The organism is Chloroflexota bacterium (assembly GCA_016875535.1).
Lineage (GTDB): Bacteria > Chloroflexota > Dehalococcoidia > SHYB01 > SHYB01 > VGPF01.
Genome location: VGPF01000003.1, coordinates 1 through 26,974, shown reverse-complemented (window position 1 = coordinate 26,974; position 26,974 = coordinate 1). Strand labels below are relative to the sequence as shown.

Sequence of the window (26,974 nt, the reverse complement as noted above, 5' to 3'; positions counted from 1 at the left end):
CGCAGCCTTGACCGTCTTCTTGGGCGCCTTGGCGGCGACGGCCTTCTTTGGCGCAGGCTTGGCGATGCGCTTGACCACCTTGGGCTTGGAGACCTTTTGGGGCGCGGCGGCTTTGGCCTTGGCCGGTTTGGCCGCCTTTGCCTTCGGCTTGGCCTTCACCGCCGCCTTTTTCGCCGCCTTTTTCACTGGTGCCATCTTGGCTTTATTGGGCATCTTTCCCCACCGATCTTCAGTATTCCCTATTAGGCTTACGCGCCGCGACCCGCCGGCAGATTCCGGCTCTGATGGATGCCCGCGAGCCGCTGTCGCAACTCTTCGGCCCGCCGCATCAGCTCTTGGACATCCTCCGGATCGTCCGGATGTTCCTTCTCCGTCTGTTCACTCATCTGGCCCTGCAGGAGGGCCATCTCGAATCTCACTTTGCGCTCATCCAGCCGCATCACGCAATCGGCCAGGCCTGCTTCACGCTGGCCGTAGGCCGGAGGCATCTTGAAATCGTTGAGCGCCTCCAGGTGGCCGACCAGAACCTCGTCTAATTCCCTTTGCAGATCCTCTACATTTTTGATGGCGATGAGACGCTTGAAGATTTCGGCGTTGGCGGGGTTGATGAAGTGTTCCGGCGTCAGCTCCTCCGCGCGCTTGCGGAGCTCCGGGAAGTGCAGCAAGGTGGCAAGGCAATACTCCTCTAAGGATTCCTTGGGCGCAGGGTCGGAGTAGGGAGCGCTGACAGGAGCGGGCCCCTTTCTCGGCCTATAGCCGCCCTTGGGAGATACCGGCCCGCCCACAGCGCGCCAGATGATATTTTCGTCCTCTTTCAGCAAGAGCGCAAGCTTTTTCACCCGCTCCTGCTGCATAAAGACGCCGGGGGAGCCTTGAATCAAGGGCGCTAGGCGCTTGGTGATCTCTGTCTTCCCCTGGGCCGTCGCCGGGTCAAAGCGCTTGACGATGGCGTCAAAGACGTAATCCACCACTGGGGTGGCCGTTTCGACGAGACGCTTCCAGCCCTCCGGGTCTTCGCGGATGATTTCGTCGGGATCGCGCCCCCTGGGGAGGTTCATCACCCGGAGCTCGGGCTGTTTGGCGGCTGGGCCTGTCAGCACCGGGCCGGACTGGCTTTTGGCCTGGGGGCGATCAAAGATGCGCCAGGAGGACTCCAAGCTCCGCAGGGTGGCCTCATCCCCAGCGGCATCGGGGTCCAGGGCGAGAACAAAGCGGCTGGCGAGCTTGGTGAGAGCGCCCACCTGGCGCTCAGTGAGGGCCGTGCCCATGGAGGCGACGACGTTGGCATAGCCGTGCTGGTGGGCGGCCAGGGCGTCCATGTAGCCTTCCACGATGATGCCAATGCCCTCCTTGCGGATGGCGTCGCGGGCCTTGTGGATGGCGTAGAGGACGCTCCCCTTTTCAAAGACCTCCGTTTGGGAGGTGTTGATGTATTTAGGGTTCGAATCGTCCATGGCGCGAGCGCCGAAGCCGATGTAATCGGCCCGCTCATCCTGGATGGGGATCATGAGGCGGCCACGGAAGAAGGAGCCGATGGAGCCGTCGTCGCGCTCCTTCAAGAGGCCGCTGGCGATGAGCTCCTTCTCCAGAAAGCCTGCGGCCTTGAGACGCTGTTCCAGGAGGCCCGGCTGGTCTATGCAGTAGCCGAGGCGGAACTCTTCCATGGCGTCATAGGAGACGCCGCGCTTCTCCAGGTAGTCGCGGACAAAGGCGGCCTCCTTGGTGTGCATGAGGGTGTCATGGAAGAAGAGCGCGGCGGCGCGGTTCAGGGCCTTGAGCCGCTCATGGCTCTTGGCCTTCTCCCTGGAGAGGTGGACGGGCTCCAGCGCGATGCCGGCCTTCTGCGCCAGCATCCGCAAGGCCTCGCCGAACTCCACGCCGTTCTTTTTCATCGCGAAGCGGAGGACATCGCCGCCGGTGTTGCAGGCGCCGAAGCAGTGCCAGGTCTGGCGGTCCGGCGAGACGATGAAGGAAGGCGTCCGCTCCGAATGGAAGGGACAGGGCGCGGACCAGTTCCGCCCCGCCTTCTTAAGGGGGACGGACTCGCTGATGTAGTCCACGATATCTATCTTGGCTTTTATATCGTCAACAACGGTCATAGTGAGAAGGGGTATACCACAATTCGCGCTGCTGATGGTGAGAGGGCCATGTGGCGGTTCCGGAGGCGGGGTTAGCGCGGCAGGGAGAGGGGGACGCCTTGCTCCCAGAAGCCCGTGGTGCAGCCGGGCTTGACCGCTTCGGCGACGAGGAGGGCATAGCCGTCCGTCATGCCGGAGATGTAGTCCAGGGCGCGGCGCTCGGGCGGCTCGCCGGGGATGCTGTAATCGTCCGGGACGCTAGCGGGATGCGCGAGGAAGTGGCGGTAGAGGAGGCGGATGATCTCCCGGGCGCGCTCCGCCTGGTCGTTGGCGCTGGCGGGCTCGTAGACGCGAGCGAAGAGGAAGTCGCGCAATCCATTGGCGGCGGCGCTGACGCGGGGGCTCATGCGGATGATGGGGATCGAGCCATCGCTCGCGGCGGGTTCGCCGGCGGCGGCCCACGAGGTTTCGGTGAGGTCGCGCACCAGGGTGGGTATCCATTCGGCGCGCGTCCTGCCCAGAACGCCGGTGACGGAGGCAGGGATATCGGCCTCCGTAATCATCCCGGCGCGGACGGCATCTTCCGTATCGTGGGTCACATAGGCCAGGGCGTCGGCTATCTTGGCGATCTGCCCTTCCAGGGTGTCCAGCCCTTCCGCCGCCTGGCCTTCGATGCCTCCGCGCCCTTTGGAGTGGCGCAGGATGCCCTGGCGCACCTCCCAGGTGAGGTTGAGCCCCTTGCCGCCGTTCTCCAAGAGCTCGATGACGCGGACGCTCTGGCGGTTGTGGCGGAAGCCGGAGCCGGAGACTTCGGCCAGCGTCGCCTCGCCAAGGTGGCCGAAGGGGGCATGGCCCAGATCGTGGCCCATGCAGACGGCCTCCGTCAGCTCTTCATTCAGGTTGAGGTTGCGGGCGACGGCGCGGGCGAGGAGCGAGACCTCCATGGTGTGCGTAAGGCGCGTGAGGTAGTGGTCCCCACGCGGGGCCAGGAAGACCTGGGTCTTGTGCATGAGGCGGCGGAAGGCCTTGGAGCGGACGATACGCTCGCGGTCCACGGCGTAGGCGTCGCGCGAGGCATCGGCGGCCTCCGGGCGCTCGCGGCCCCTGGTTGTGGCCAGGCGAGCGGCGTGAGGGGAGAGGGCGGCATCCTTGGAGCGGATGCGCTGAAGGATCGTCGAAGAGATGGCCATAGCGAAGCTTTCCCAAAGGAGAGAGCGGCGGGCTCCGGCGAGAGGGACGGGCGGGGAACGGGGCGTCTAGCTCTGCGGCGGGAGGATCTTCATCCGCTCTTCCACTTCGCCGATTATATCGCGAGTGCGGACGATCATGTCAGGGCTCACTGACACAGAAGTGATGCCCCAATCCACGAGCTTCGCGGTCAAATCGGGATAGAAGGAGGGGGCCTGGCCGCAGATGGAGGCGGTGATACCCCGGCGGCGGCAGGTGCCGATGATCTTCTCCAGGCACCAGAGCACGGCCTCGTTGCGCTCGTCAAAGAGCTCGGCGTACTTAGCGTTATCGCGGTCCACGCCCAGGACGAGCTGGGTAAGGTCGTTGGAGCCGATGGAGATGCCGTCCACGCCCTCGTCCAGGAACTGATCGAGCAGGATGACGGTGGCGGGGATCTCCACCATGATCCAGAGTTTGCCCTTGGCGACCTTGTGGTCGGCCAGGACCTTTTTTATCTGGCGCAGCTCGTTCGGCGTGCGGACGAAGGGGATCATGACGTTCAGGTTATCGAACTCCTGCTCCACCTTCTTGATGGCATCCGTCTCCAGGCGGAAGACGGCCTCGTCGGCCAGGTGGCGGAAGCAGCCGCGGAAGCCGATCATCGGGTTTTCTTCCTCATCCTCGTACTGCTTGCCGCCCTTGAGGTTGCGGTACTCGTTGGTCTTGAAGTCCGTGGTGCGGTAGGTGACGGGGCGCGGATAGAAGGCCTTGGCGAAGGCGCGGATGCCTTTGGCGAGCTTGTCCGTGAACTCCTGCCCCTTGCCCTGGTCCAGCATGTAGTGCGGATGCTCGCCGATGTGGGCGGCGATGAACTCGGCGCGGAGGAGGCCGACGCCGTCCACGTTCATGGCCGCGATCTGCTCGGCGCGCGCCGGGTCGGCCAGGTTCACATAGAGCTTGGTGCGCGTCTTTGTGTATTTGCCCACGGTTGCGATCTGCTGCGTCTCAAAATGCAGAATCCCCGCGTAGACCTTGCCGTTGGTGGCGTCCACCGTGACATCCTGGCCGGGCTTGAGAAGGCCCGTCGCGCCCTCCGCGCCGACGATGCAGGGGACGCCCAGCTCGCGGCTGACGATGGCGGCGTGGCAGGTGCGCCCGCCCTTGTTGGTGATGATGGCGGCGGCGCGCTTCATGGCGGGAACGTAATCGGGCGTGGTCATGTCCGCCACAAGAACATCGCCCTTCTTCACTTTGTCTATCTCGTGCGGCCCTTCAAGGATGACGACCTTGCCCGCGCCGACGCCCGGGCAGGCAGGCGCGCCTTTGACGAGGATGGGCGCATCGAAGCCGGCGGAGGCGGGCTTGGCCGCGCCCTGCTTGAGGGTGGTGATGGGGCGCGTCTGCAGGATATAGACGTTGCCGCGTTCGGTGGCCCACTCGATATCCTGCGGGTGCTTGTAGTGCGCCTCAAGATGCTTGCCAAGGGCGACGAGCTTGTGGACGAGGGCCTCATCGAGCTTGGGCGCGCGCACCTTGTCCCTGGGGATGGCGACCCTGTGGTTCGCGCCCTCCGGCCCCCTGCCGTTGACACTCCGGGCAAGCATCCAGTCCTGCGGGGCGACGGAGGACTTCTCAACCTTGGCCGTAGCCTTGTCTATAAGGTAGGTATCGGGCGTCACCTGGCCGGAGACGATGGCCTCGCCCAGACCGTAGACGGCTTCGATGAAGAGCTTGGAGGTATCGCTGGAGATAGGCTCGGCGGTGAACATCACGCCGGAGACTTCCGATTCCACCATGCGCTGGACGGGGACGGCGATGCCGACGCTCAAGTGGTCGAACTTGTTCTCCTGGCGGTAGAAGATGGCGCGCGCCTCAAAGAGGCTGGCCCAGCAGGCCTTGACGGCCTGGACGACCTCTTCCTCCCCAAGGATGTTGAGGAAGGTGCTCTGCTGTCCGGCGAAGGAGGCGTCCGGCAGGTCTTCCGCCGTGGCCGATGAGCGCACGGCGACATAGCCGCCGCCAAGCTGGCGATAGGCCTCCCGGACCTCTTCTACGATGTCCACCGGCATCTTGGCGGACAGGATGGCCGATTTGATGCGCTCGGCGGCCTTTTCCAAGGCGGCGGAGTTATGGACGTCCAGGCCCTGGGTCGCCTCCCGGATAAGGGAGCGCAGGCCCGCCTGGCCGATGAAATCGAAGTAGGCGCCGGCAGTGACGACGAAACCTGGAGGCACGGGGATGCCGTGGCGTGTCATCTCGCCAAGGTTGGCGCCCTTGCCGCCAGCCTCGGCCAGGTTCTCCTTGCCGACATCTTTGAACCAGCGCACCGCCGATTTGGTAACAGCCATGTCAGACTCCAAAGCTTGCTGTGGGGAAACCGCGCGAGGAGCAGCGTCAGATTCAGACGAGAGAGCGTGGGAGAGCTTCCGGTACATCCGTCGCCTCGTTCAGCCTGTGGGGTTACCGGCTAAACAAGGTTGTTGTTCCAAAACGATAGCTGGAGGGGCGGCTGTGCTGGACGGTCTTCTTCATATGCTCCTCCTGATGCTTCGGATCGCCGCCAGCCTGGGCTACAGGTGGCGACGCGGTGAAATTATGGCATGGGGGAGGGGCTATGTCCAGCAAAAAGTCCATCAATTTACCGAACCCACTCTGACGAGATTCGTTAGTTCCATGGTTCACAGACCCCATTGTTACAGGTATGTTACCGCTCGTCACGCCCATCTAACCGGCAGGGCAGCCAATCCCGCCACCTTGTGTAAATTAACGAGGCTGGATGCGCCTGGCAAAGGGCTGGATGCTTACCTTTTGCTATCATGACTCTCGATGAAGATAGACGCCCATACCAAGATATTCCCCCCCTCCTTTGCCCGCAGGCGCACGGCTCTAGCGAAGGCGGACGCGACCTTCGGCGACCTGTACGGCAGCTCGAAGGCAAAGCTGGCGAAGGCTGAAGAGCTCGTCCAGGCCCTTGATGGCTCCGGCTTCGATGCAGCCTGGGTCCTGAACATCGGCTGGCAGACCTACGCAGCCTGCCGGGAATCGAACGACTACATCCTCGCCTCGGCCAAGCGCTACCCCAAGCGGCTGGTGCCCTTCTGCTCCGTCAATCCCATGTGGGGCGCCCTCGCGGTCAAGGAGATCGAGCGCTGCGCCGCCCTAGGCGCTCGGGGCCTCGGCGAACTGCACCCGGACACCCAGGGCTACGATATCGCCAACGCGCGGGTGATGGCGCCGGTGATGGAGGCGGCGCGCAGGCGCAGGCTCATCGTCGCCGCGCACGCCTCGGAGCCGGTGGGCCACCGCTACCCGGGCAAGGGACGCGTGACGCCCGAGCGGTTGCTCGCCTTTGTGGAGACCTTTCCCAACCAGCCCATCGTGCTGGCCCATTGGGGCGGCGGCCTCCCCTTCTACGCCCTCATGCCGGAGGTCCGCAAGGCGCTCAAGAACACTTACTTCGATACCGCCGCTTCGCCCTTCCTTTATGAGCCAAAGGTCTTTGAGGCCGCGGCGACGCTCATCGGCCACGAGAAGATCCTCTTCGCCACCGATTGGCCCCTCATCGCGCAGCCGCGCCTGGGCGAGCAGGTGGCGAAGGCCAAGCTCCCCACCGGGGCGAAGCGCGCCATCATGAGCGAGAACGCCCGGCGGCTTGTGGGCTGACTCGTCCCCCTTTCCCTTGACTCGTTTTCGAGCCTCCCATAGGCTGTCACCACGCCCATGCTTCAGATAACGCGCCTCCTTTCCGTCGCCCATACCGTCACGGACGTTCCAGCCGCCGAAGAGCTGTACCAGCGCATCTTCGATGGGCAGGTCTTCCATCGCGGCAAGGCGGCTGTCACTGGGCGCACCGCCACGCACCTCCTGGTGAGCGAAGTCTGCTTCGAGCTTGTGGCGGCGACCAAGGAAGAGCGCGAATCGCCGTATATCAAGAGATACGGGGGCCTTTTCACCTCCATGCTCCTCGGCGTCAAGGACCTGAAGGCGGCCGAAGAGGCCTTGCACAAGGCAGGGGTGCGCACCATCGAGAGGCGAGCCCATTGCTTCACGGCCCACCCGGACGATATGCACGGCGCGCGCTATGAGTTCACGGACGCCCGCCTTCCCGGCGATCCGCGCAACGAGCCGGGTTGGAAGCCCGAGCGCTGGGCCGCCTCGCCCATGGGCATCCAGGGCCTGCGCTCCATGTCCGTCCTGGTGGAAGAGACGCGCGCGACGGAGCAATTCTGGAAGGAGGTCTTCCACGCCAAGCCCATAGGCGCGCTGGTGAACGGCGTCCACGCGAAGCTGGCCCTCCTCTATATGCTCGGCGGCGCGCAGTTCTCTGTCATCATGCCCGCCTCGCCCGATTCCACCCTGGCCAAGGTGATGAAGAGCCAGGGCGCAGGCATCCACAGCGTCGGCTTCAGCTCAACGGACATAGACAAGGCGGCAACCCATTTCCGCTCCAAAGGCGTCGGCGTCATGAAGGAGCAATCGCTCTACCGGCTCACCCTGCACCCGCGCTCCCTCATGGGCGCGCGCATCCTGGTGATGCGGCGGCCCAACCCCGGCGAGCCCGATTATGTGTGGAAGGCCATCCCCTCAAAGGGAGTCACCTACACATGAGCCGGGGCGCCCTCTCGCACATCGCAGTGCTGGACCTGACCCAGCACATCGCCGGGCCGTACGCCACCAAGTTCCTTGCCGATTACGGCGCGAACGTCCTGAAGGTCGAGCGCCCGGGGAAAGGCGACTCCTCACGCAGGCTCGGCCCCTTCCCAAACGACGTGCCGGATAGCGAGGCCAGCGGGACCTTCATCTATCTCAACGGCAACAAGAAGAGCGTCACCATCAATCTGGAAACGCATGGGGGGCAGGAGATCGTCCGGGAGCTGATGCGCTGGGCCACCCTCGTCGTCACCGGCCATTCGCCCGCGAGCCTGGAGCGCCTGCACCTGACCCATCGCGATATCGCCAAGGCCAACCCGCGCGCCGCATGCCTCAGCATCACCAACTTCGGCCTCACGGGCCCCTATCGCGATTACAAGGCCGACCACATGACCCTTTCGGCCATGGCAGGGTGGGCGCAATACCTGGGGCACAAGGACCGCCAGCCCCTGCAGCCTGGGATGAATCTCTCGCTCCTCGTCGCGGGCGTCCAGGCGGCCTCGGCGGCCGTCGCGGCCTGCGAGATGACGCGGCAGACGGGCCGCTCCCAGAGCGTGGACCTCTCCATCATGGAGACGATCAACCAGATGCTGCCCGGCTCCATGCTGCGCTATTCCATGACCGGCGCGGTGGAGACGCGCGGCATGTATCCCTTCCCCAGCCAGGGCATCTTGCAGTGCAAGGACGGCTATGTGGGCCTCAACTCCCTCACGGAGCGCCACTGGGAGCTCATGTGCGGCTGGTTGGGGATGGAAGATGCCCTGGCGGACCCGCGCTTCGCCACCGGCCCCGGGCGCTGGGAGCACTCCGCCTACCTGCGCCAGAGGGCGGAGGCCTACTTCGCCACGCGCACCAAGCAAGAACTCTTCCATGAAGGCCAGGGCTGGCAAGTGGCAACGGGCCTTGTCTCCACGCCCAAGGACGCCTTGGAATCGGAGCAGCTTGCGGCGCGCGACTACTACGTGACGACCCGCCATCCCAAGATGGGCGATGCCCTGCAGCCGGGCGCGCCCATCGGCCTCACGCGCTCGCCGTGGGCCCTGCGAACCCCCGCGCCGCGACTCGGCCAGCATAACGAAGAGGTCTTCTGCGGCATGCTCGGCCTCTCGCGCGGCGAACTTTCGCTGCTCCGCGAGCAGAGGGACATCTGATGCGCTACCCCCTCTCCGGCATCCGCATCATTGACCTGAGCCACTACTGGGCAGGGCCGTACGCCACCGTCCAGCTCGCCGGTTGGGGCGCCGAAGTCATCAAGGTGGAGTCCATCCAGCGGGTGGACGGCTATCGCGGCAGCGCCGCGGCCACGGGCGAGCACGCCTGGGAGAAGGGCCCCACCTATAACTTCATCAACATGATGAAGAAGGACATCACTCTGGACCTGACGCGCGACGATGGGAAGAAGGCGCTGAAGGAGCTGGTGCGCATCTCAGACGTGGTGCTGGAGAACTTCAGCGCACGCGTCATGGGCAACCTGGGCCTGGGCTATGACGACCTGAGGCCGATCAACCCATCGCTCATCATGGTCTCCATGCCCGGCTTCGGCAACGATGGCCCCTGGCGCAACTTCACCGGCTTCGCCTTCAACCTGGAACAGCTCTCCGGCATCGCGCACCATACCGGCTTCGCCGATGGCCCGCCCTGCAACATCGGCGCCGCGGCCGATCCCATCATGGGCATGCACGGCGCCTTCGCCGTCTTCGCCGCCCTCGAGCACAGGCGCGTCACCGGCCAAGGGCAGTTCGTGGACCTGGCGCACTTAGAGTCGCTTACGGCCTTCGCCGGGCCGTCCCTCCTCACCTACCAGCTCACCGGGCGCGAGACGATGCGCGCCGGCAACGATGAACCCCTGGCCGCGCCGCATGATTTCTACCCATGCCAGGGCAAAGACAAATGGGTCGGCATCAGCGTGCGCACGGAGGAGGAATGGCAACGCTTCGCCAATGCCATCGGTCGGCCCGAGTGGGTGAACGATGCTCGCTTCGCCAACACGCTGAGCCGCTACCGTAATAGGGAGGCCCTGGGCGCGCACATCGCCGCCTGGACCAGCCTGCGCACCCAGGTTGAAGCGATGGAGGCCCTTCAGCGCGCAGGCGTCGCGGCGGGCGCGGCCTTCGATGCTGTGCATCTGATCAAGGACCCGCATCTGGAGGCGCGCGGCTTCAACCAGTGGCTCGAGCGCGACCTCATCGGCAGGCAGCCCTACCCCGGCCTGCCATTCCATGTCCAAGGGGAGCCTGTGCCGTGGAAGCGTCCGGCCCCGATGCTCGGCGAGCACAACGAATACGCCCTACGCGAGCTGTTGGGGCGAAGCGACGCCGAGACGGCGCGGCTCGCGGCGGCGAAGATCATCGGGCGCGAGCCGTTGCTGTAAGGCTGCCGCAGCCTGGAACCTTTCGCCCGGAACGGCATCAAAGTACAATGGCGATTCGCGTGCCACATCGCAAGACTGAGGAGGCGTTTTCATGGCGGATGTAGTGATTCGCGCGACACGGAACGGCTCGTATCATGTGAAGGGGACCGTCGTCCTGCAGGACTCAGCAGGCAACCAGATCCCCACGGAGGGCGAGTTCTGGCTCTGCCTCTGCGGCCACTCCCAGAACAAGCCCTTCTGCGATAGCTCCCACAGCAAGATGAAGTTTGTCAGCATCGTCAAGAAAGAAGAAGTCAAACCCGGTTAGGAGAGAAGACCATGGCCCTGTTCGTTGTGAAGCATCAGCATCCCGCCGAGCGCTGCCCCGCCAAAGACCCCAAGATGGGACAGATGCTCCTCCATCACGTCTCCAAGGAGAACTCGGCAAAGATGGGCGTCAACATCCACGCCGATGCCGTGCTGGACGGCAAGCACACCTTTTACCTCATCCTGGACTCGGCGAACGAGGCGAAGGTCAAGCAGTTCATGACGCCCTTCTCCATGGCGGGAAGCGTTGAAATCACGCAGGCCAACCCCTGCGACGTTGTGGTGAACCGGCTCGGCTGCTAGAAATAAAAAAAAGGGCCTCTCCGTGACGGACAAGCCCTTCCGTTTCAAGCGATGATGCGGCTTACTTGAAGGCCTTCTTCAGGTTCTTCGAGACGTGCTCGACGCCCTTTTTGCCGATGTCCACATACGGCCACATGCTCACGAAGCCGTGGGTGACTCCGGCGTAGCACTTGTAGTCCACCGGCACGCCGTCCTTCTTCAGCTTCTTGGCGTAGGCGTCTCCCTCATCCCGCAGCGGGTCGAACTCCGCCGTGATGACCGTTGCCGGCGCGAGCCGCTTGAGGCTCTTCGCGTAGAGCGGCGCGACGTACGGATCCTTGGCATCCTTATCTGTCCGCATGTACAGCTTCCAGAACCACTCCATCATGCCGCGCGTCAGCACCGGCCCGGCGGCGTTCTCAACGTATGATTTGCGTGTGAAATCGCGGTCAATCACCGGGTAGATGCAGGCCTGGTGGGAGAGCTTGGGGCCGCCCTTGTCCCGCGCCATCACCGCCACGCACGCGGACAGGTTGCCGCCCGCGCTATCCCCGCCCACGGCCAGCTTCTTTGGGTTCACGTTCAGCGCCTTCGCATTGTCGTAGACCCACTTGGTGGCGGCGTAGCAATCGTTCACCGCCTTGGGGAACTTGTTCTCCGGCGCCAGGCGGTAGTCCACGGAGACACCCACACAGCCCGCGTTGTGCACAAAGTGCCGCACCAGGTGGTCCGTCAGCTCGATGCTTCCGATGACCCAGCCGCCGCCGTGGAACCAGACGAAGGCGGGGAACGGGCCCTTCCCTTTGGGCCAGGTGATGCGGATGGGGATCGGGCCGTGCGGTCCCTTGATCGTGCGGTCCTCCACCTTCGCCGGCTCCGGCGCGGGCGGGCGGGGCGCGGCCTGCACCATATTGCGCGCCTCCTGGGGCGTCAGCGTCTCCATCGGCACGGCGCGGACGTGCGCCATCATATCCACATAGGCCTTCATCTGGGGGTCAAGGGGCATGGCTCTCTCCATCGGGAAAGTCGGCGGCACTATACCACGCGCGCGGCGAACGCATCCAGTGAAAGATGAAAGAGAAGAGGGAGGGACGTCCCCTCCCTCTTGGTTCATTGCGGCGCGGTTGCGCTTACTGCGTAACGGTGATCGTCCCTGTCATGCTGGGATGCACGGCGCAGAAGTAGTTGATCGTCCCCGCAGTGTTGAAGACGATCGGCCCGGAGCGCTGGCTCCCATTCAAGATGCCGGTATCGAACCGCTGGACCGCCCCTTGCGAGGACGTGGCTGTATGGGGAGCGGGATCGCTGTTCGTCCAGGCTATCGCCGTCCCTCTGCGAATCGTGATCGTCTCCAGGGTGAAGCCGGAGATGAGCGATTCGCGCGTCTGCCCCCCTGGGGCGGGCGCTGAAGTCGCCGTCGAAGGAACGGGCGTGTTCGTGGGCGCCGGGGTGTTTGTGGCGGCTGGGCGCGACGTCGCGGTCGGCGACACAGGCGTGTTGGTCGCGGGCGCAGACGTTGCTGTCGCCGGTGGGCGGGTGGCCGTGGGCGGCGGAGCGGTGGGAACCGGCGTTGCCGTGGCGGCGGGCGCAGCCGTCGGCTGCTGCGGCGCTCGTGTCGCCGTCGGCGCGGGCTTGTCGTCGCCGCTGCACGCGGCCAGGGTCAACGTCAGGCCGATGGCCAAGGTGGAGAGGAAGAGCGCACGTCGCATAGCAGCCCCCTAGAGTAGCGTCGCTCTGGTATACGCGCTGAGACCCGCTGCGGATTGGCGGATTCAGTACGGCGTGCGGGGGTTCAGGCCTGCGAGGGAGTAGATCTCGCCGACGGCGAGGGCCTCGTCCTCTCAGCGGAAGAGCGGGTCCAGCGCCAAGGCATAGTCACGCTTGGAAAGGGCTGAACGGCCCCTCTCTTTCGGTGCCCCTGTACCGTTGAGCCAATTCGCCAGGCCCACAGCAGCTTTCCAAAGCCTAGTCATCGCCCCTCCTGCACTTTAGGTACGTCAAGAACGGGTCCTTCGGCCGTCTCGAGGATGTCCAGCTCCGCCCCGCGCAAGTGCTCGGCGAGATGCGCGCCAACGCTCGCCTTTATGACAAGCACCACCTCGCCCTCGTGCTCCACCGCCTGGTCGTCCTCCTGGCGCGCTCCCAAGACGAGGTGATAGTGCCCGTGCACGTCCGACCGCATGCGGATGACCTGCCCAGGCTCATGCTCCGTCTCATCCAAGAGACGCTTCAGCGCGGCGCGGGCCCGTTCCGTGAAGATGAGGGGCATGGCAGTCTTATGGCTCCTATCGCCACCAGGATAGCATCACAACGCCAGGTTGAAGCGCAGGAGTTGCCATCCCCTGTATCTTAACCCCAACTGCGGCTTGGACAATCTGCCGGATGCCAGGAGGCAGGTCTCGCGAGGCTATCCGGTCTCCCAGGGGGCCGTGACATTCCCAAAGAAACCCCTGAGCACCCTGGCCGTCCACTATTCGGATACCAGCATGCCCTACGGGCCGTTCACGGTGGGCGAAGGGATGCGCTTGGCCGTGGTGCGAAATCGTGAAGCGCAGCAGTATTACATGCACGATCCCGTGGGACGGAAGCCGGCGAACGGTCGGGGGCGGGAGTTCTACGGCGAAGCCTCCACGATCAGTTGGGAAAATGTCCCGGGCAGTCCGGCCGTGAGCGTGGAGATCGGCGCGGCATATCCGGACCGCGTTCAGACCATCGCCCTCTCGTAAGAACCGCAAAAGGCCTCTGTAAAAGCAAAGCGGCCGGTGACGGGGTCCCGTCACCGGCCGCTTTGTCTTACCGGACAGAGGTTGGATGGGTCTGCTTGGGCGAAGGGGAAAACCGTAACGACCAAGCGCCCCGCGCTACATCCCCAGCAGTCGCGCCACGCGCTCCCGGTGCAGGCTTGCGCTGCCGAAGAGCGCCTCTCCCATCTTCGCCCGCCGCGAATAGAGCGGCACCGGGTGCTCTTCGGAAAAGCCGATGGCTCCATGCGCCTGGTGGCCGTTCAGCATCACCTCGCGCACCGCATCGCTCACATAGGCCTTCGCCGTGGAGACGTCCAGCGCCGCATCGCGCCCCTGGCTATAGGCCCACGCCGCTTCGTATGTGATATATCGCGCCCCCTCCGTCTCCACCGCCATATCGGCGCACCGGTGGCTCACCGCTTGGAACGTCCCGATGGGCCTCCCGAACTGCACCCGCGTCTTCGCATACTCCGTCGTGATCTCCAGCATGCGCTGTGCCCCGCCCGTCATGGCGGCGCACGTGGCGATGGCTCCGCGCTGCAGCATGCGCTCCAGCAGCGTCCACGCATCCCCGGGCAGCGCATCCTGCGAAGGCACGGCCACGTTCTTCAGCTCCACGTGGCACTGGTGGTCCGCCGCCGTTGTGGAAAGATGCCGCACCGTCACCCCCGGCGCGTTGCGGTCAACCAGCAGCCAGAGCGGCTTCCCCGAGGCTGCCTCCTGCGCCAGCACCAACAGCATATCGGCAACGTGGGCATACTGCGCGAACTGCTTCTGCCCGGTGACCGTGTAGCCGTCCTTCGTCTTGTGCGCCGCCGTGGCGACCACATCGCGCACCCAGCCCAGGTCGGGCCTCCCATGCTCCATGTAAGCGACCGAAAGCACCAGCTCCCCGCCGGCCACGCGCGGGAGGATGCGACGCTGCTGCTCCTCGCTTCCGCCCTCCGCCACCGCCATCGCGCCCAGCGCCACCGTCGGGATCAGCGGCGTCGGCGCCAGCGCCTTCCCCATCTCCTCGATGATGATCGTCAGCTCCAGCAGGCCCAGTCCCGCGCCGCCGTGCGCCTCAGGCAGCGGGATGCCCAGCCAGCCCAGCTCCGCCATCTTCTTCCACAGCGCGGGCGGATAGCCGCGCGCATCATGCTCCATCGCCCGTGCCAGCTCCAGCGGCGCTTCCTTCGCCAGGAAGCTGCGCGCCTGCTCCTGCAGCATCCGCTCCTGCTCGCTCAGCGTGATATCCATCGCTACCTCGGAAGCCCCAGGCCGCGTGTCGCCACCTGGTCCTTCTGGATCTCCAGCGTCCCCGCCGCTATCGTCGCCGAGATAGACTTGCGCCATTCATACTCCAGCATGCCCGCCAGCGGCGCATCCGCCGTCCCTTCGGAGAGGCGCCCTTCCAGGCCGAGCGCCTCCATCGCCAGGTCTCCGGCGCGGCGCGTCATCAGGATATTGTGGATCCGCGTCAGCGAGGCATCGGCCGGCCCCGGCGATTCGCCCTTCTTGGACATCAGCGAGGCCAGGCGATAGTTCAGCGCCCGCGCCACTCGGTAGCGCGCATAGACGTCCGCCACGCGCTGGCGCAGCAGCGGGTCCTTCGCCAGAGATCGGCCGTGGGTCTCGCTCCGCTTCGCATAGGCGATCACCTCGTCCACCGCCCACTTCGCCGCCTCGTACCGCGCCAGGCCGATGCGCTCGAAGTTGAGCACGGCCGTCACCACGCGCCATCCCTCGTCCTTCGCCCCAAGCATCGCCGATCGCGGCACCCGCACATCCTCGAAAAAGACCTCGTTGAAGTCGTCCCCGCCCGCCATGCTCATGATGGGGCGCACCGTCACGCCCCGCGTCTTCATCGGCACGATGAAGACGGAGATGCCCTTGTGCTTCGGCGCGTCCTGGTTCGTGCGCGCCAGGAGGAAGCAGAACTCGGCGCGTTCCGCATAGCTCGTCCAGATCTTCTGTCCGTTGATCACATAGTCGTCGCCGTCCTGCGCCGCCCGCGTCTGCAGCGAGGCGAGGTCCGAGCCGAAGTTCGGCTCGCTGAAGCCCTGGCACCACAGCACATCCCCCTTGGAGATGCGCGTCAGGTGGTAGCGCTTCTGCTCCTCCGTCCCGAACTGCATGATCGTCGGCCCGATCCAGTTCGTGTTCATATACTGCGAGCCCCGCGGCTCCCCGGCCCGCGCCATCGCCTCGCGGAAGATCACCTGCTTCCACAGGGAGGCGTCCCCTCCGCCGTACTCCTTGGGCCACGCCATCGTGAGCCAGCCCTTCTTGGCGATCTTTTGGCAGAACTCCTTCGTGTACTCCCAGCCGCGCTCGCCGCTCGTGAACATGCCGCGCCACCACGGGGGAAGCTCCGCCTTCAGGAAATCGTCCAACTCCTTGGCGAAGGCCGCATCTTCCGCTGTCCAGGCGAAGTCCATCGTCCCTCCTGCCTTAGGCGAGCACGCCGCCATCGAGAAAGATCGTCTGGCCTGTGATGTAGGAAGCGGCGGGCGATGCGAGGTAGGCCGCCAGCAGCGCCACCTCCCGCGTCGTCGCGAGGCGACGCATCGGGATGCGCGACTCGATGGTCTGTTTGATGCGCGGGAAGTTCGGGTCGTTCTCCAGATACTCCACGCTCGTCACCCCGGGGCCGATGGCGTTCACCTGCACTTGGTGCTTCGCCCACTCAACCGCCAGCGAGCGCGTCAGCCCGGAGAGCGCCGCCTTGCTCGTGTCATACATCACGCGCTTCACGGAGGCCTTCACCGCGCCGATGGAGCTCATGATGATGACCTTGCCATCTTTGCGCTCCAGCATCTGCGGCCCTAGAGCGCGGATGCAATGGAAGACGCCCTTCAGGTTCGTGTCCAGCACCATGTCCCACTCCGCGTCCGAAGTCGGCTGGTAGTAGCTCGGGTCGCCCGATGCCGTCTCCGACTTGTAGCCCGGCAGCGGCACCAGCGGCTTGCCGAAGTTCACGCCGGAGTTGCAGACCAGGATATCCACGCGACCCAGTCCCTCGATGGCCGTCTTCGCCATCCTGTCCACCTCCTCCGCCTTCGCCACATCCGCCGCCGCGACGACGCACGTGCGACCCATCCCCCGCACCTGCGCCGCCACCTTCTCTAGGTCGGCCCCGCTCCGGGCCGTGACGCACAGGTCCACCCCGGCCTCGGCGAACGTGAGGGCGATCGCCTTGCCGATGCCTCGGCTCGCCCCGGTGATCACGGCCGTCTTCCCCGCGATCGAAAAGTCGGACAACGGCATCGGCGCTCCTTGCGGCTGGCCTGGGGCTAGCTGCTTTCCTTCAGGGCCCGGTGATGGTACACCGGTGGTATCGCACGGGCAAGATTCGGCGACTCCTCCCGTCGGATACGCCGCGTCTCCCAAAGCCGCGCCTGCCTGCCATGACGATTCTCGTCATGGCAGTATGAGCCTCATCCCCAGCGGCTTGATTTTCGCCTACGGCAGGAGCAAAATCCGCCAACCAACGCCCAATCGCATGCGAAGCATTGAGAGTGGAGGAGCTATGAAGTACAACGTCATCAACGCCGACGGCCATACCATCGAGCCACCCGATATGTGGCAGCGCTATATGCCCAAGAAGTTCCATGACCGGATCCCTAAAGTGGTCAAGGACAAGAAGGGCGGCGACGCCTGGCAGTTCTATCCGGACGTCCCCTCCAGCGCCATCGGCATGGTCACCACCGCTGGCAAGCGCTATGAGGACTTCCACTGGTACGGCTCCACCTATCAGTCCATCAACAAGGGCTGCTGGGACGGCAAGTCCCGAGTCCAGGAGATGCTCTTCGATGGCGTGGACGCTGAAGTCCTCTATCCCTCCCAGCGCACCATGACCTACTTCACCGGCAGCGACGACCTGGAGTTCCACCGCGCCGGCGTGGACGCTTACAACAAGTGGATCTATGAAGAGTTCTCAGGCGCCGACCATAAGCGCCTCATCCCCATGTACCAGATGCCAAACCTCGGCCTGGAAACGGCCGTCACGGAGCTCAAGCGCGCGCGCAAGGAGGGCTTCCGCGGCGTCATCCTCACCCACTATCCCAGCGGCAAGCCCAATATCAGCAAGGACGACGACCTCTTCTGGGCCACGGCGCAGGAGATGGGCCTCCCCGTCCACATCCACATCAACATCGGCGGCGGCGAGCGCAACGCCCGCGAAGCGGCCATCAAGGCCGCCCAGTCTTCGGAAGACCTCAAGCGTCTCCTCGGCGGCATCCCCTTCGGCAACTTCCCCAACGCCTGCTCTGAGATCATCCACTCCGGCGTCTTCGATCGCTATCCCAAGCTCAAGATGGTCGGCGTCGAAGTCCAAGCCGGCTGGATCCCCGCCGTCCTCGCCTGGTGGGACGATCGCTACTGGCGCAACCGCACCATGGCCCACTGCGAGCTCAAGAAGCTCCCCAGCCAGTACTTCTTCGATAACTGGCTCGTCACCTTCATCATTGACCGCTTCGGCGTCAAGAATCGCCACGATATCGGCGTCCAGACCATGATGTGGTCCACGGACTACCCCCACCACGGCTGCGATTGGCCCTACACCCGCAAGGTCATCAATGAGATGTTCGATGGCGTCTCCGAGCCGGAAAAACACCAGATCCTCTGCGGCAACGCCATGCAGCTCTACGGCCTCAAGAACGACCCGGAATAACGGCTAGTTCGATCCAGCGGCCTCGCACGAAAGGCTCCGGCTGTGCGCCGGAGCCTTTCTCTTTCCCCCGGGTCTTTCCGGGCGTGCTGGTATACTGCACATGACTCTTTCCGGGAGCAGACCAGTGCCAAGCCGTCACGCCGATTGGCTCGCGCAGGCCAAGCGCGACTTCGACCACGCGGAAGACGCCGCGAAAGCAGGCCACTTCGAATGGTCATGCTTCGCCGCCCATCAAGCGAGCGAAAAGGCGCTCAAAGCCCTCTTCCTCAAGCGTGGCATGCGCGTTGTGGCCGGTCATTCTCTCAGGCAGATGCTTGAGGCGCTGAAGCGTCGCGAGCGCGTGCCGCTCGAATTGGGCGAATCGGCGCGTCTCCTCGATAGGCACTACATCCCGTCGAGATATCCAGATGCCCACCCTGCAGGAGCGCCCTTTGACTACTACACAAAGGCAGAGGCGGCCGAAGCGGTCATCCATGCCCGCAAGATCGTCCGCTTCTGTGAAAATCATATCGCTTGACCGCCGGCGCGCCCGCGATCAAGTCCGCGCCGCCGTGCGTCGCCTCGCGGCGCGCCGCCCGGAGGTCCTTCGCGCTCTCTTGTTCGGCTCCCTCGCCCGCGGCGATGCCGTCCCAGGCAGTGACGCCGATGTCCTGCTCGTGCTCAAGCACAGCGCCAAGCCCTTCATGAAGCGCTTCGACGACTACAGGCTTCCGCCCGTCGGCATCCCCGTTGACCTCTTCGCCTATACGGAGGCCGAACTGCACAAGATGCAAAGCGAGGGCAACCAGTTCATCGCCCACGCCCTGGCCGAGGGCGTGGAGATCTACCGCCGCCAAGGCGCCTTACCCCGCGACTGAGATCTCCGGCTCCACGATCACGTCACTCTCCACCGAATTGGAGATGAAGCACTTCTCTTGCACGAAGCTCGCGATCTCCTGCGCCTGCGCCAGATGCTCCTGGCCCTTCACCACGATCTTCGGACGCACCGTCACCTTGCTGATGATTTGCACCCCGGAGATTGGCTCCAGCACGCCTTCGGCGGCGCTGGTGTACGAAGCCAGCTCCACCTTCCGCGAGCGGCAGTAGGCCAGGTACGTCAGCATCAGGCACGTCTCGATGGCGGCGATGTACAGGTTCTCCGGCGTCCAGTTCCCCTCAGGCCCCTTGAACTCCGGCGGCGACGATACCTTGATATCCGGCTTCCCAGGCGCCGAGAGCACGCCCTCCACATCCCTCTGCCACCGCAGGCTCGTGTTGTAGATGAACGACTTCGGCCGTGTCGTCATGGTCGTGCCTCCTCACTGAAAAGCCGTCATCGCCAAAAGCTCTCGGCGAAATCATGAGGGGAGGGTTTGTGACCCTCCCCTCGCATCGTCTTCTGCCGAAACGGCCGCTATTCCCTCTACAACCCCTTGGACGCGATGAAATTCGCCAGATCAGCCACCCGGCAGCTGTAGCCCCACTCGTTATCGTACCAGCCCACCACCTTCACCATCGTGCCGTCCATCACCATCGTCAGTGGCGCGTCGAAGATGCAGCTGTGCGCATTCCCCTTGAAATCGCTGCTCACCAGCGGCTCGTCCGAATACTGCAGGATGCCCTTCATCGGGCCGTCCGCCGCCTTCTTATAGGCCGCGTTCACTTCCTCCACCGTCACCTTGCGCCCGACCTCCACCACCAGATCAATCACGGAGACCGTCGAGGTCGGCACCCGGAAGGCCAGCCCGTGCAGCTTGCCTTGCAGCTCCGGCAGCGCGAGGCCCACGGCCTTCGCCGCGCCCGTCGTCGTCGGGATGATGTTCATCGCCGCCGCCCGCGCCCGTCGCAGATCGCTGTGCACCACATCCAGGATCTTCTGGTCGTTCGTGTACGAATGCACCGTGCTCATCAAGCCGTGCTTGATCGTGAACGTATCGTGCAGCACCTTCGCCAGGGGCGCCACGCAGTTCGTCGTGCAGGAGGCGTTGGAGACGATCGTATGCTTCCCCGGCGCAAAAACCTTGTCGTTCACGCCCAGCACCAGCGTCTGGTCCTCGCCGCTGGCCGGCGCGGAGATGATCACCTTCTTCGCGCCGCCCTTCGTGTGGCCCGCGGCCTTGTCCGCGTCCGTGAAGACGCCCGTGGACTCGATCACCAACTCAGCCCCCACATCGCGCCAGGGGATCTTCGCCGGGTCACGCTCCGCGAAGACCTTGATCGTGCGCTCGTTCACCACCAGGTTCCCGTTGCTCGCCTCCACCTTCCCGGGGAACTGGCCGTAGTTCGTGTCGTACTTCAGCAGATGCGCGTTGGACTTGGCGTCCGTCAGGTCGTTCACCGCCGCCACCTGCAGCGTGCCGGGGTACCGCTCGTGGATCGCCCGGAAAACCTGCCGTCCGATGCGGCCGAAGCCGTTGATGCCGATCTTTGTCGCCATGCGCCTCTCCTTGCGCCGCCCTCGGCGGCCGTGCGCGCCTCTGGAACGCGCCTCTGGGAAGTTGCTTGCCTTTCTGGGGCGCGTCCACTCTACCAAAGGCCCTCCGTCAGAGTCAATTTTCACTCCTGGCGCCATGGAACCTTGGCGAAGGCCCGCGCATCTAGTACGGTAGTGTCCGTCGCTAGACCCATCGCCGAAAGGACAGGCTCAGAAAGCCCGATCATGCGCCTCTCCGCTCTCCTTATCGCCATCGCCGCCGCAGGCCTCCTCCTCATTTCCTGCGGAGGCGACTCCGCCGTCAAACTTCCCCTTGCGCTGCAAGATGGCGGCATCTCGCCCGGCGGCGCCTCCTCCGGCATCTATCCCATCGCCCTTCGCCCAGGCGAGCCCTTCACTGCCACCTACGTCATCCGCAATCCCAACACGAAAGCGGTCAACGTCCGCCTCGGTCTCTCCATCATCGGGCCGGACGGCGCGATCCCCGATCGCCTCCGTGAGGCCTCGTGCCCCGTTCCCGCCCAGGCCGAACGGCACGTCTGCACGCGCCCCTTCATCGTTCCCACCAACGCCCGCCCGGGCCGCTACGCCGTGGACTTCGAGCTCTGGAGCGGCGCCACAACGCTTCCCAGCTCCGTCCGCTACGCCTCGGCAAGTCACGCCGATTGGCTCACCATCGCCGATCGCGACACCCGCCTCGCCGCCATCGCCGAACGCTACGCCCCTGCGCTTCACCTAGCCCGACGCGATTTCGCCCCCATGCCCGTGGACATCCTCCTCGATCACTCCTCTCTCCGCCTCTCGCGGGACACACAGCCTGTTCTCCGGCGCCCTTCCTCCGCACAGCTGATCAACAGCATATGGAACAAGCCCACCTCATTCCTCGATGTGCCGGACCTTGAGCCCAAGGGCAACCGCATCCTGGACCATACGGGTGCCCGCAACCTCTACAACGCTATCCTTCGCGAGAACAAAGGCCGCTACCCCGTCACCCTCTATGCCCGCGCAGGCGCGAAAGACGGCAGGTTCTTCATCCAGTACTGGCTCTTCTATTTCTTCAACGACTACTACAACGACCATGAAGGCGATTGGGAATGGCTCCAGGTCAACTTCGCCACCGACGACCTCGCCGCCATCGCCTCCGGCACGCCCCCGGTCGAGCTCGTCTACTCGAGGCACGGCGTCGGCGCGGCGCGTCCCTGGCCCGCCGTCGAAAAGCTCGGCTCAGCGCCCGTCGTCTATGTCGGCGCCGGCTCCCACGCCAACTACTTCGATGACGAAGACGAGCGGCAAGACTCCAAAAGCTCCCACAACGAAGATGAAACCTACGAAGATCGCACCTTCACGCCCGATGAATACGTCATCGCCCTCATCAGCGACGACGCTCCCTGGCTCCAGTTTCAAGGCATGTGGGGCGAGCAATCCCTCCCCAGCGGCTTCTCCGGCCCTCGCGGCCCCATGTGGCAGCGCCTCGAAAACGGCGCCCGCGACCCCTGGAACGACCCCTTCGGTTGGTATCCCTCCACGAGGTAACTCCATCCCCATCGGGCGCATCACTGCGCCCTTACCCTCTCCCAACTCCGATTCATCGGAGCGGCCGGGAGAAAGCACTCACAGGTCGAGTCATCGAGATCTGTCCTCAGGCCGGACCTTCGGCCCCGATGCCGCATCGGGGGTGCGGCCTCCCTCCGCCTCTCCTCGACACACCCCGGCGCGAAAGCTAAAATACCGCCGAAGGAGCCAGATGCCCACCGACCTCAAGCAGACCATCGCCCGCATCACCCCGGACGTCGTCTCCCTCCGCCGCGACCTCCACATCCACCCCGAACTCTCCTTCCACGAACAGCGCACCGCCCAGGTCCTCGCTAAACACCTGGAAAGCCTCGGCATCCCCGTCCAGACCGGCGTCGGCAAAACCGGCGTCGTCGGCCTCCTCAAGGGCGGCGCAAAGGGCAAGACCGTCGCCCTCCGCGCCGATATAGACGCCCTCCCCATCACCGAAACCGCCGACCGCGTCTATCGCTCCAAGAACACCGGCGTCATGCACGCCTGCGGGCATGATGGCCATGCCGCCATCGTCGCCGGCGCCGCCTACGTCCTCTCCAAGTTGGCCCCCGAGCTCAAAGGCCAGGTCAAGTTCATCTTCCAGCCCGCGGAAGAGACGGCCAACGGCGCGGTCGCCATGATCCAGGACGGCGCCATGAAGAACCCCAAGCCGGACGCGATGGTCTCCATCCACCTCTGGAACTACCTCCCCGTCGGCACCGTCGGCCTTCGCAGCGGCGCCCTCTGGGCCAGTGTGGACGATCTCCGCATCACCATCCGCGGCAAGGGCGGCCACGGCGGCCTGCCCCACCAGACCATTGATCCCATGCCCACCGCCGCCCAGATCGTCATGGCCTTCCAGCAGCTCGTCAGCCGCGAAGTCTCGCCCTTCCATCCCGTCGTCCTCACCGTCGGCTCCATCAAGGGCGGCACCGCCTACAACATCATCCCCGAGCAAGTCACCATGAGCGGCACCCTCCGCACCTACGATATGAAGCTTCGCGACCACCTCATCGGCCGTATCGAAGGTCTCATCAAAGGCATCTGCCAGGCCATGCGCTGCGAGTACGACTTCGAAGCCCGCTTCTGCTGCCCACCCCTCGTCAACGATCCCAAGCTCACCGAGTTCGTCCGCGGCGTCTGCGCCAAGGCCTTCGGCGAAAAGCGCGTCGTCACCGTTGACCAGGCCACCACCGGCGACGATGTCGCCTACTTCTTCGATCACGCCCCCGGCTGCTACATCATGGTCGGCTCCGGCAATCTCAAAAAAGGCCTGGACAAGCCGCACCATCATCCCCAGTTCGACTTCGATGAAGCCGCCCTTCCGGTCGGCGTCGAAGCCCTCGTCCGCAGCGCCCTCGCCTACCTCAACGGCTAGCCGCGACGCCGCGCCAAGAGCCCGTGCCCTCTGGCCCGGAGCGGGCGCCTTGGGAATCGGACCCGTTGTCCAAAGCGGTCCTTCTTCGCCCTGTCCCTGGAATTGAGCTTCGGTGCCTTCTGTGCTACCGTGGCCTCCGATTGGCCTCGGTGCCTGCCATGAAGCCATCAACATCTTCGACTACGAAGCTCTGGCGAAGGCGCGTCTCCCAGGCCCCACCTACGACCACATCGCAGGCGGCGCGACGGATGAAATCACCTCTCCGCCCGCGCAGTGGCCGCTGATGTCAGCGCGCGGTCCTTTCTGAAGGACTCCGTGTGCTTCACCGGAGCGCGCGCCCTTAGCCTCACTTCACCCCGTACAGCGCCGCCGCGTTCCCGTACACCATCGCATCCCGGTCCGCCGCGGGCACGCCCGCGAACTGCTCGTCTATCGCCTTCCGCGAATGCGGCCACGTGCTGTCGCTGTGCGGGTAATCGTTCGACCACATGATCACGCTGATCCCGATCGTGTGCCGCTCCCGCACGCCCACCGGGTCCTCGATGAACGTCGCGCGCACCTGCCGCTGGAAATAGTGGCTCGGCTTCTCGGGCAGCCGCAGCTTCGTCCAGTGCCGGTGCCGCTCGTATACGTTGTCCATCCACGGCACAAGAAAGGCCATCCAGCCCACTCCCGATTCCACGGAGACCACCTTCAGCTCCGGGTGCCGCTCCAGCACGCCGGAAAAGAGCATACTTGCGATCGGCTCCGCCATCACCGCCTTGTTCGTGGAGAGCCGCACGAAGAAATTCCGGTCTATCCCCGCCGTCACCGGGCGCGTCCCCAGGTGCATGTGCGCCGGCATCTCCAGCTCCTCCAGCGCCGACCACAGCGGCTCGTACACCCGGTCCAGGTACGAGCGGTCCCCCGGCGCGATCGTCGGGATCGCGGGGATCGCCACGCCGCGCAAGCCCATCTTCCGCGCCCGCCTCGCCTCGCCCACCGCAAGCTCCACGTCCCAGTGCGGTATCTCCGCGATCCCGATCAGCCTGCCCGGCGCGACCTTGCAATAGTCGCCCAGCCAATCGTTATACGCCTGCATCAGCGCAAAGCGGAACGGCCTATCCTCCGTCTTCAACCGGACGCCGCCGCCGCTCCCGCTCCCGAACAGCACATCCGCCTGGATGCCGTCCGTATCCATATCAACAAGGCGCGCCTTCGCGTCATACCCGCCCGCCCTGCCCTCCTGATAACTCTTCGCATCCGCCTTGTAGTTCTCATAGCCCATCCCAGCCACCGAGGCCAGCATCTCGAATTTCTCCTCCCGCCCCTCAAAAACGGCGACCTCCTCGCCGCCCTTCTCAAAGACCTTCGGCGCCCGGTCCCGATACTCCCGCGGCAGCCGCTCGGCATAGATCGCCGGCGAAGGATTCACGTGCGAATCTGCTGAAATGATGCGATATGGTCTGCTCATGGCCAAATTGTATACCACGCCCTCGCTCCATCTCGCCACACCGCAACCCCGCTCACACTACCCTCTCCCCCATCATCCTGAGCATCGGCGATGGTACTTGCCACAACAAAACGGCCCTACGCTCCCTGGGTTGCCCTCGCAACCCAACCACTGGACTGGGCTGCTCCAGCAGCCCCTATCCCTCCCCTCGCAGGGGAGGGACCAAGGGAGAGGTCTCCCCCTACAACCCCCCCGCCAACGACTTCATCACCAACCCCGTCGGCAGCTTCGGATGGAAATACGTCGCCTTCGGCGGCATCCTCTCCTGCCGGTCGGAGACCTCCTTCAGCCCAGCCATCGGCACTGCGTGCGGAAGGAAAGCAACTTGATAGCCCCCCTTGCCCACCAGCTCCACCGCCTCCATCGCATCCTTCGCGAAGGTCAGCCTCCCCTCCTTCTCCGCCTCCTCCTCCTTCACGCCGAGCGTCGGCAGCAGGATAAGCTCCCGAAAGAGCGTCGCCCCCAGGCCCGCCCACGACTTCGAATGGTCGCTTCCCGCGATCTTCTCGATCACTCCCCTATCCGATAGCCGCAGCGTCCACCGGCGCTCCGGCTCCATCCCCCACACCTCGAACAGCACATCCTCCCTGGCCAGGCTGTCCAGGATCGCCCCCGCGGTGCCCTCCGATGGCCCTCGCGCATGGTGGCGCTCGATCGTGAAATGCCCCTCCACCGCCCCCTTCAGCTTCGCCATCGCCGCGCCGTCCAGCCCCTTCAGCACCCGGTGGTACGGCAGGCTCAACAGCCCCGGATCGTCAAAAGCGATCAGTGTCGCCAGCACATGCGCCGCCGCCTCGCCCTTCCCGGGGTTCTGCTTGCTGTAATAGAGCGACGTCTCATACCGGTGGTGCCCGTCCGCGATGTAGAGATACTCCTGAGAAAAGGCGTGCTGCAGCGCCGCCAGAAAGACCGGGTTCGTCACTGGCCATAGGCGGAACCGCTCGCCGCCGCCCAGCTCCACCGCCAGCGGCTTCGCCGTCGCCCGCGCCTTCTGCAGCACCTCTCGCACCATCGGCGACGACTGGTACAGAAGCATGATGGGACTGACGTTCGCCTCCGTCGCCGTCATCAGCTTCAGGCGGTCTTCCTTCGGCCCCTTCCGCGTATCCTCGTGGGGCTTCACCGCCCCGGGGAAATCCTCCAGCCGGATCGCCGCCGTCAGCTCCAGCCGCGTCATCGTCTTCCCGCGATAGGTGAAATCGTGCTCCGCCGCGTAGTACGCCGGCTCCGGCTCCTGCATCAGCACGCCGCTCGCGCGCCAGGCCCGCATCGTCTCCGCCGCCAGCGCATACTTCTCTCTCCCGCCCTCCTCCCTCGTCAGCTCCACCCGCACGATGTTATGCGGGCTCTTCGCGTACAGCCGCGATTGCTCCTCCGGGGAGATGATGTCGAACGGCGGGCAGAGCGCCGCGCCCACGTCGGGAACGCGCGCCGGATTGAAACGGATGCCGTGGAAGGGCCGCACATCGGCCATAAGCGTGCCTCACAGGGGAGATTCAGCCCGAAAAGTATAACAAACCGGGCCGATGAAGGCGCATGCCGGAACTCCCTCTTCACATCGTAGCAAGCCGCTCCCTCCGACTTACTCTCCTCCGCTCAGTGACTTCAGCGCTCTCAGCGCATCATCTTTGTCTCCGGATACCCTGCTTCCTCCTCACATCTGCATTCTCTGCGATATCTGCGGACGATACTCCGTTCTTGCCTCTGTGCTCTCTGTGCCCTCGGTGGATTACTCTCCGCTCCTCTTCCCTCGTTCCCGGTTCCTACATTTCTCCGCTCCTCACAACTTGACACTTACGCAGATGGCATGGTATATCTTTACGTGTAAGCCTTCGCCAGGACAGCGAGCCGGGAAGGTGTGACCGCCAAGGCGCGCGGCCGTGCGCCC

The 26,974-nt window shown here is 64.8% G+C and carries 26 protein-coding genes; 13 read left to right on the top strand and 13 right to left on the bottom strand.

The annotated features are described in order from the left end of the window. Nucleotides 1-248: 248 nt before the first annotated feature. From dnaG to ppsA, 3 genes are all read right to left on the bottom strand, one after another. The gene (gene dnaG, locus FJ039_01685; GenBank protein MBM4404886.1) at nucleotides 249-2,099 is read right to left on the bottom strand and encodes a DNA primase; all 1,851 of its coding nucleotides are present in this window, start codon (nucleotides 2,097-2,099) and stop codon (nucleotides 249-251) included. A gap of 71 nt (nucleotides 2,100-2,170) precedes the next feature. Then, nucleotides 2,171-3,268 (bottom strand): deoxyguanosinetriphosphate triphosphohydrolase, encoded by a 1,098-nt coding sequence (locus FJ039_01680; protein ID MBM4404885.1) that lies wholly within the window; start codon nucleotides 3,266-3,268, stop codon nucleotides 2,171-2,173. 66 nt (nucleotides 3,269-3,334) lie between these two features. After that, nucleotides 3,335-5,596 (bottom strand): phosphoenolpyruvate synthase, encoded by a 2,262-nt coding sequence (gene ppsA / locus FJ039_01675; GenBank protein ID MBM4404884.1) that lies wholly within the window; start codon nucleotides 5,594-5,596, stop codon nucleotides 3,335-3,337. Nucleotides 5,597-6,074: 478 nt separating this feature from the next. Here ppsA and FJ039_01670 point away from each other — a divergent pair, with 478 nt between their 5' ends. The 6 genes from FJ039_01670 to FJ039_01645 all read left to right on the top strand — a co-directional run bounded on the left by FJ039_01670 (nucleotide 6,075) and on the right by FJ039_01645 (nucleotide 10,878). Further along, entirely contained in the window at nucleotides 6,075-6,911 is an 837-nt protein-coding gene (locus FJ039_01670) for an amidohydrolase (GenBank protein ID MBM4404883.1), read from the top strand. A 57-nt stretch (nucleotides 6,912-6,968) separates the two neighbouring features. Further along, nucleotides 6,969-7,856: a hypothetical protein gene (locus FJ039_01665; GenBank protein MBM4404882.1), complete on the top strand. Its 888-nt coding sequence runs from the start codon at nucleotides 6,969-6,971 to the stop codon at nucleotides 7,854-7,856. Further along, entirely contained in the window at nucleotides 7,853-9,049 is a 1,197-nt protein-coding gene (locus tag FJ039_01660; GenBank protein ID MBM4404881.1) for a CoA transferase, read from the top strand. The genes FJ039_01665 and FJ039_01660 overlap by 4 nt, the downstream gene beginning before the upstream one ends. Further along, nucleotides 9,049-10,269 (top strand): CoA transferase, encoded by a 1,221-nt coding sequence (locus FJ039_01655; protein MBM4404880.1) that lies wholly within the window; start codon nucleotides 9,049-9,051, stop codon nucleotides 10,267-10,269. The genes FJ039_01660 and FJ039_01655 overlap by 1 nt, the downstream gene beginning before the upstream one ends. A gap of 91 nt (nucleotides 10,270-10,360) precedes the next feature. Further along, nucleotides 10,361-10,576, top strand: a complete 216-nt coding sequence (locus FJ039_01650; protein ID MBM4404879.1) for a CDGSH iron-sulfur domain-containing protein — start codon at nucleotides 10,361-10,363, stop codon at nucleotides 10,574-10,576. 11 nt (nucleotides 10,577-10,587) lie between these two features. Next, a complete protein-coding gene (locus FJ039_01645) occupies nucleotides 10,588-10,878 on the top strand; it encodes a sulfite oxidase (GenBank protein ID MBM4404878.1) in 291 nt (96 codons plus the stop codon). Between the two features lie 61 nt (nucleotides 10,879-10,939). Here FJ039_01645 and FJ039_01640 read toward each other — a convergent pair whose 3' ends face one another. The 3 genes from FJ039_01640 to FJ039_01630 all read right to left on the bottom strand — a co-directional run bounded on the left by FJ039_01640 (nucleotide 10,940) and on the right by FJ039_01630 (nucleotide 13,126). After that, a complete protein-coding gene (locus FJ039_01640) occupies nucleotides 10,940-11,971 on the bottom strand; it encodes an alpha/beta hydrolase (protein MBM4404877.1) in 1,032 nt (343 codons plus the stop codon). A gap of 16 nt (nucleotides 11,972-11,987) precedes the next feature. Next, nucleotides 11,988-12,566, bottom strand: a complete 579-nt coding sequence (locus tag FJ039_01635; GenBank protein MBM4404876.1) for a hypothetical protein — start codon at nucleotides 12,564-12,566, stop codon at nucleotides 11,988-11,990. A 260-nt stretch (nucleotides 12,567-12,826) separates the two neighbouring features. Further along, complete coding sequence (locus FJ039_01630; GenBank protein MBM4404875.1) at nucleotides 12,827-13,126, bottom strand: hypothetical protein; 300 nt, start codon at nucleotides 13,124-13,126, stop codon at nucleotides 12,827-12,829. 160 nt (nucleotides 13,127-13,286) lie between these two features. Here FJ039_01630 and FJ039_01625 point away from each other — a divergent pair, with 160 nt between their 5' ends. Continuing rightward, nucleotides 13,287-13,583, top strand: a complete 297-nt coding sequence (locus FJ039_01625; GenBank protein MBM4404874.1) for a hypothetical protein — start codon at nucleotides 13,287-13,289, stop codon at nucleotides 13,581-13,583. A 135-nt stretch (nucleotides 13,584-13,718) separates the two neighbouring features. On the opposite strand, the gene FJ039_01620 is transcribed toward FJ039_01625, so the two are convergent. Genes FJ039_01620 through FJ039_01610 form a run of 3 tightly spaced genes read right to left on the bottom strand, consistent with a single transcriptional unit; the run spans nucleotide 13,719 to nucleotide 16,853 of the window. Continuing rightward, complete coding sequence (locus FJ039_01620; GenBank protein ID MBM4404873.1) at nucleotides 13,719-14,939, bottom strand: acyl-CoA dehydrogenase; 1,221 nt, start codon at nucleotides 14,937-14,939, stop codon at nucleotides 13,719-13,721. Next, nucleotides 14,846-16,057, bottom strand: coding sequence for an acyl-CoA dehydrogenase (locus FJ039_01615; protein ID MBM4404872.1), 1,212 nt, complete (start codon nucleotides 16,055-16,057; stop codon nucleotides 14,846-14,848). Before FJ039_01615 ends, FJ039_01620 begins: the two co-directional genes overlap by 94 nt. Continuing rightward, nucleotides 16,038-16,853 (bottom strand): SDR family oxidoreductase, encoded by an 816-nt coding sequence (locus FJ039_01610; protein MBM4404871.1) that lies wholly within the window; start codon nucleotides 16,851-16,853, stop codon nucleotides 16,038-16,040. The genes FJ039_01615 and FJ039_01610 overlap by 20 nt, the downstream gene beginning before the upstream one ends. Here FJ039_01610 and FJ039_01605 point away from each other — a divergent pair. From FJ039_01605 to FJ039_01595, 3 genes are all read left to right on the top strand, one after another. Continuing rightward, nucleotides 16,789-18,258, top strand: coding sequence for an amidohydrolase (locus tag FJ039_01605; GenBank protein MBM4404870.1), 1,470 nt, complete (start codon nucleotides 16,789-16,791; stop codon nucleotides 18,256-18,258). The genes FJ039_01610 and FJ039_01605 overlap by 65 nt on opposite strands. 124 nt (nucleotides 18,259-18,382) lie before the next feature. After that, nucleotides 18,383-18,775 (top strand): HEPN domain-containing protein, encoded by a 393-nt coding sequence (locus FJ039_01600; GenBank protein MBM4404869.1) that lies wholly within the window; start codon nucleotides 18,383-18,385, stop codon nucleotides 18,773-18,775. Further along, on the top strand, nucleotides 18,666-19,115 hold the full coding sequence (locus FJ039_01595) for a nucleotidyltransferase domain-containing protein (GenBank protein ID MBM4404868.1): 450 nt from the start codon (nucleotides 18,666-18,668) through the stop codon (nucleotides 19,113-19,115). The genes FJ039_01600 and FJ039_01595 overlap by 110 nt, the downstream gene beginning before the upstream one ends. Here the strand turns inward: FJ039_01595 and FJ039_01590 are convergent. Beyond that, on the bottom strand, nucleotides 19,101-19,544 hold the full coding sequence (locus FJ039_01590) for an OsmC family peroxiredoxin (GenBank protein MBM4404867.1): 444 nt from the start codon (nucleotides 19,542-19,544) through the stop codon (nucleotides 19,101-19,103). The two genes, FJ039_01595 and FJ039_01590, sit on opposite strands and share 15 nt — an antisense overlap. A gap of 116 nt (nucleotides 19,545-19,660) precedes the next feature. Next, nucleotides 19,661-20,674, bottom strand: coding sequence for a type I glyceraldehyde-3-phosphate dehydrogenase (gap, locus tag FJ039_01585; protein MBM4404866.1), 1,014 nt, complete (start codon nucleotides 20,672-20,674; stop codon nucleotides 19,661-19,663). A gap of 222 nt (nucleotides 20,675-20,896) precedes the next feature. Between gap and FJ039_01580 the strand changes: the two genes are divergently transcribed. The 3 genes from FJ039_01580 to FJ039_01570 all read left to right on the top strand — a co-directional run bounded on the left by FJ039_01580 (nucleotide 20,897) and on the right by FJ039_01570 (nucleotide 23,901). Continuing rightward, the gene (locus FJ039_01580) at nucleotides 20,897-22,204 is read left to right on the top strand and encodes a hypothetical protein (GenBank protein MBM4404865.1); all 1,308 of its coding nucleotides are present in this window, start codon (nucleotides 20,897-20,899) and stop codon (nucleotides 22,202-22,204) included. A 211-nt stretch (nucleotides 22,205-22,415) separates the two neighbouring features. Continuing rightward, on the top strand, nucleotides 22,416-23,594 hold the full coding sequence (locus FJ039_01575; protein MBM4404864.1) for an amidohydrolase: 1,179 nt from the start codon (nucleotides 22,416-22,418) through the stop codon (nucleotides 23,592-23,594). Nucleotides 23,595-23,715: 121 nt separating this feature from the next. After that, the gene (locus FJ039_01570; protein ID MBM4404863.1) at nucleotides 23,716-23,901 is read left to right on the top strand and encodes a hypothetical protein; all 186 of its coding nucleotides are present in this window, start codon (nucleotides 23,716-23,718) and stop codon (nucleotides 23,899-23,901) included. Nucleotides 23,902-23,940: 39 nt separating this feature from the next. Here FJ039_01570 and FJ039_01565 read toward each other — a convergent pair whose 3' ends face one another. Together FJ039_01565 and FJ039_01560 are read right to left on the bottom strand one after the other, a co-directional pair. Then, nucleotides 23,941-25,047: an amidohydrolase gene (locus FJ039_01565; protein MBM4404862.1), complete on the bottom strand. Its 1,107-nt coding sequence runs from the start codon at nucleotides 25,045-25,047 to the stop codon at nucleotides 23,941-23,943. 220 nt (nucleotides 25,048-25,267) lie between these two features. Further along, nucleotides 25,268-26,560 carry a DUF1015 domain-containing protein gene (locus FJ039_01560; protein MBM4404861.1) on the bottom strand — a complete coding sequence of 431 codons (1,293 nt, stop codon included), beginning with the start codon at nucleotides 26,558-26,560 and terminating at the stop codon, nucleotides 25,268-25,270. Nucleotides 26,561-26,974: the final 414 nt, after the last annotated feature.

Excerpts from the sequence above, each read along its gene's own strand:
- dnaG (MBM4404886.1), bottom strand. The coding sequence starts at position 2,099 with ATGACCGTTGTTGACGATATAAAAGCCAAGATAGATATCGTGGACTAC.
- FJ039_01680 (MBM4404885.1), bottom strand. The coding sequence starts at position 3,268 with ATGGCCATCTCTTCGACGATCCTTCAGCGCATCCGCTCCAAGGATGCC.
- ppsA (MBM4404884.1), bottom strand. The coding sequence starts at position 5,596 with ATGGCTGTTACCAAATCGGCGGTGCGCTGGTTCAAAGATGTCGGCAAG.
- FJ039_01670 (MBM4404883.1), top strand. The coding sequence starts at position 6,075 with ATGAAGATAGACGCCCATACCAAGATATTCCCCCCCTCCTTTGCCCGC.
- FJ039_01665 (MBM4404882.1), top strand. The coding sequence starts at position 6,969 with ATGCTTCAGATAACGCGCCTCCTTTCCGTCGCCCATACCGTCACGGAC.
- FJ039_01660 (MBM4404881.1), top strand. The coding sequence starts at position 7,853 with ATGAGCCGGGGCGCCCTCTCGCACATCGCAGTGCTGGACCTGACCCAG.
- FJ039_01655 (MBM4404880.1), top strand. The coding sequence starts at position 9,049 with ATGCGCTACCCCCTCTCCGGCATCCGCATCATTGACCTGAGCCACTAC.
- FJ039_01650 (MBM4404879.1), top strand. The coding sequence starts at position 10,361 with ATGGCGGATGTAGTGATTCGCGCGACACGGAACGGCTCGTATCATGTG.
- FJ039_01645 (MBM4404878.1), top strand. The coding sequence starts at position 10,588 with ATGGCCCTGTTCGTTGTGAAGCATCAGCATCCCGCCGAGCGCTGCCCC.
- FJ039_01640 (MBM4404877.1), bottom strand. The coding sequence starts at position 11,971 with ATGAACCAAGAGGGAGGGGACGTCCCTCCCTCTTCTCTTTCATCTTTC.
- FJ039_01635 (MBM4404876.1), bottom strand. The coding sequence starts at position 12,566 with ATGCGACGTGCGCTCTTCCTCTCCACCTTGGCCATCGGCCTGACGTTG.
- FJ039_01630 (MBM4404875.1), bottom strand. The coding sequence starts at position 13,126 with ATGCCCCTCATCTTCACGGAACGGGCCCGCGCCGCGCTGAAGCGTCTC.
- FJ039_01620 (MBM4404873.1), bottom strand. The coding sequence starts at position 14,939 with ATGGCGCAAGTCTATCTCGGCGACGATAGCGGCGGGGACGCTGGAGAT.
- FJ039_01615 (MBM4404872.1), bottom strand. The coding sequence starts at position 16,057 with ATGGCGGCGTGCTCGCCTAAGGCAGGAGGGACGATGGACTTCGCCTGG.
- FJ039_01605 (MBM4404870.1), top strand. The coding sequence starts at position 16,789 with ATGCCTCGGCTCGCCCCGGTGATCACGGCCGTCTTCCCCGCGATCGAA.
- FJ039_01610 (MBM4404871.1), bottom strand. The coding sequence starts at position 16,853 with ATGCCGTTGTCCGACTTTTCGATCGCGGGGAAGACGGCCGTGATCACC.
- FJ039_01595 (MBM4404868.1), top strand. The coding sequence starts at position 18,666 with ATGCCCACCCTGCAGGAGCGCCCTTTGACTACTACACAAAGGCAGAGG.
- FJ039_01590 (MBM4404867.1), bottom strand. The coding sequence starts at position 19,544 with ATGACGACACGGCCGAAGTCGTTCATCTACAACACGAGCCTGCGGTGG.
- gap (MBM4404866.1), bottom strand. The coding sequence starts at position 20,674 with ATGGCGACAAAGATCGGCATCAACGGCTTCGGCCGCATCGGACGGCAG.
- FJ039_01580 (MBM4404865.1), top strand. The coding sequence starts at position 20,897 with ATGCGCCTCTCCGCTCTCCTTATCGCCATCGCCGCCGCAGGCCTCCTC.
- FJ039_01575 (MBM4404864.1), top strand. The coding sequence starts at position 22,416 with ATGCCCACCGACCTCAAGCAGACCATCGCCCGCATCACCCCGGACGTC.
- FJ039_01565 (MBM4404862.1), bottom strand. The coding sequence starts at position 25,047 with ATGAGCAGACCATATCGCATCATTTCAGCAGATTCGCACGTGAATCCT.
- FJ039_01560 (MBM4404861.1), bottom strand. The coding sequence starts at position 26,560 with ATGGCCGATGTGCGGCCCTTCCACGGCATCCGTTTCAATCCGGCGCGC.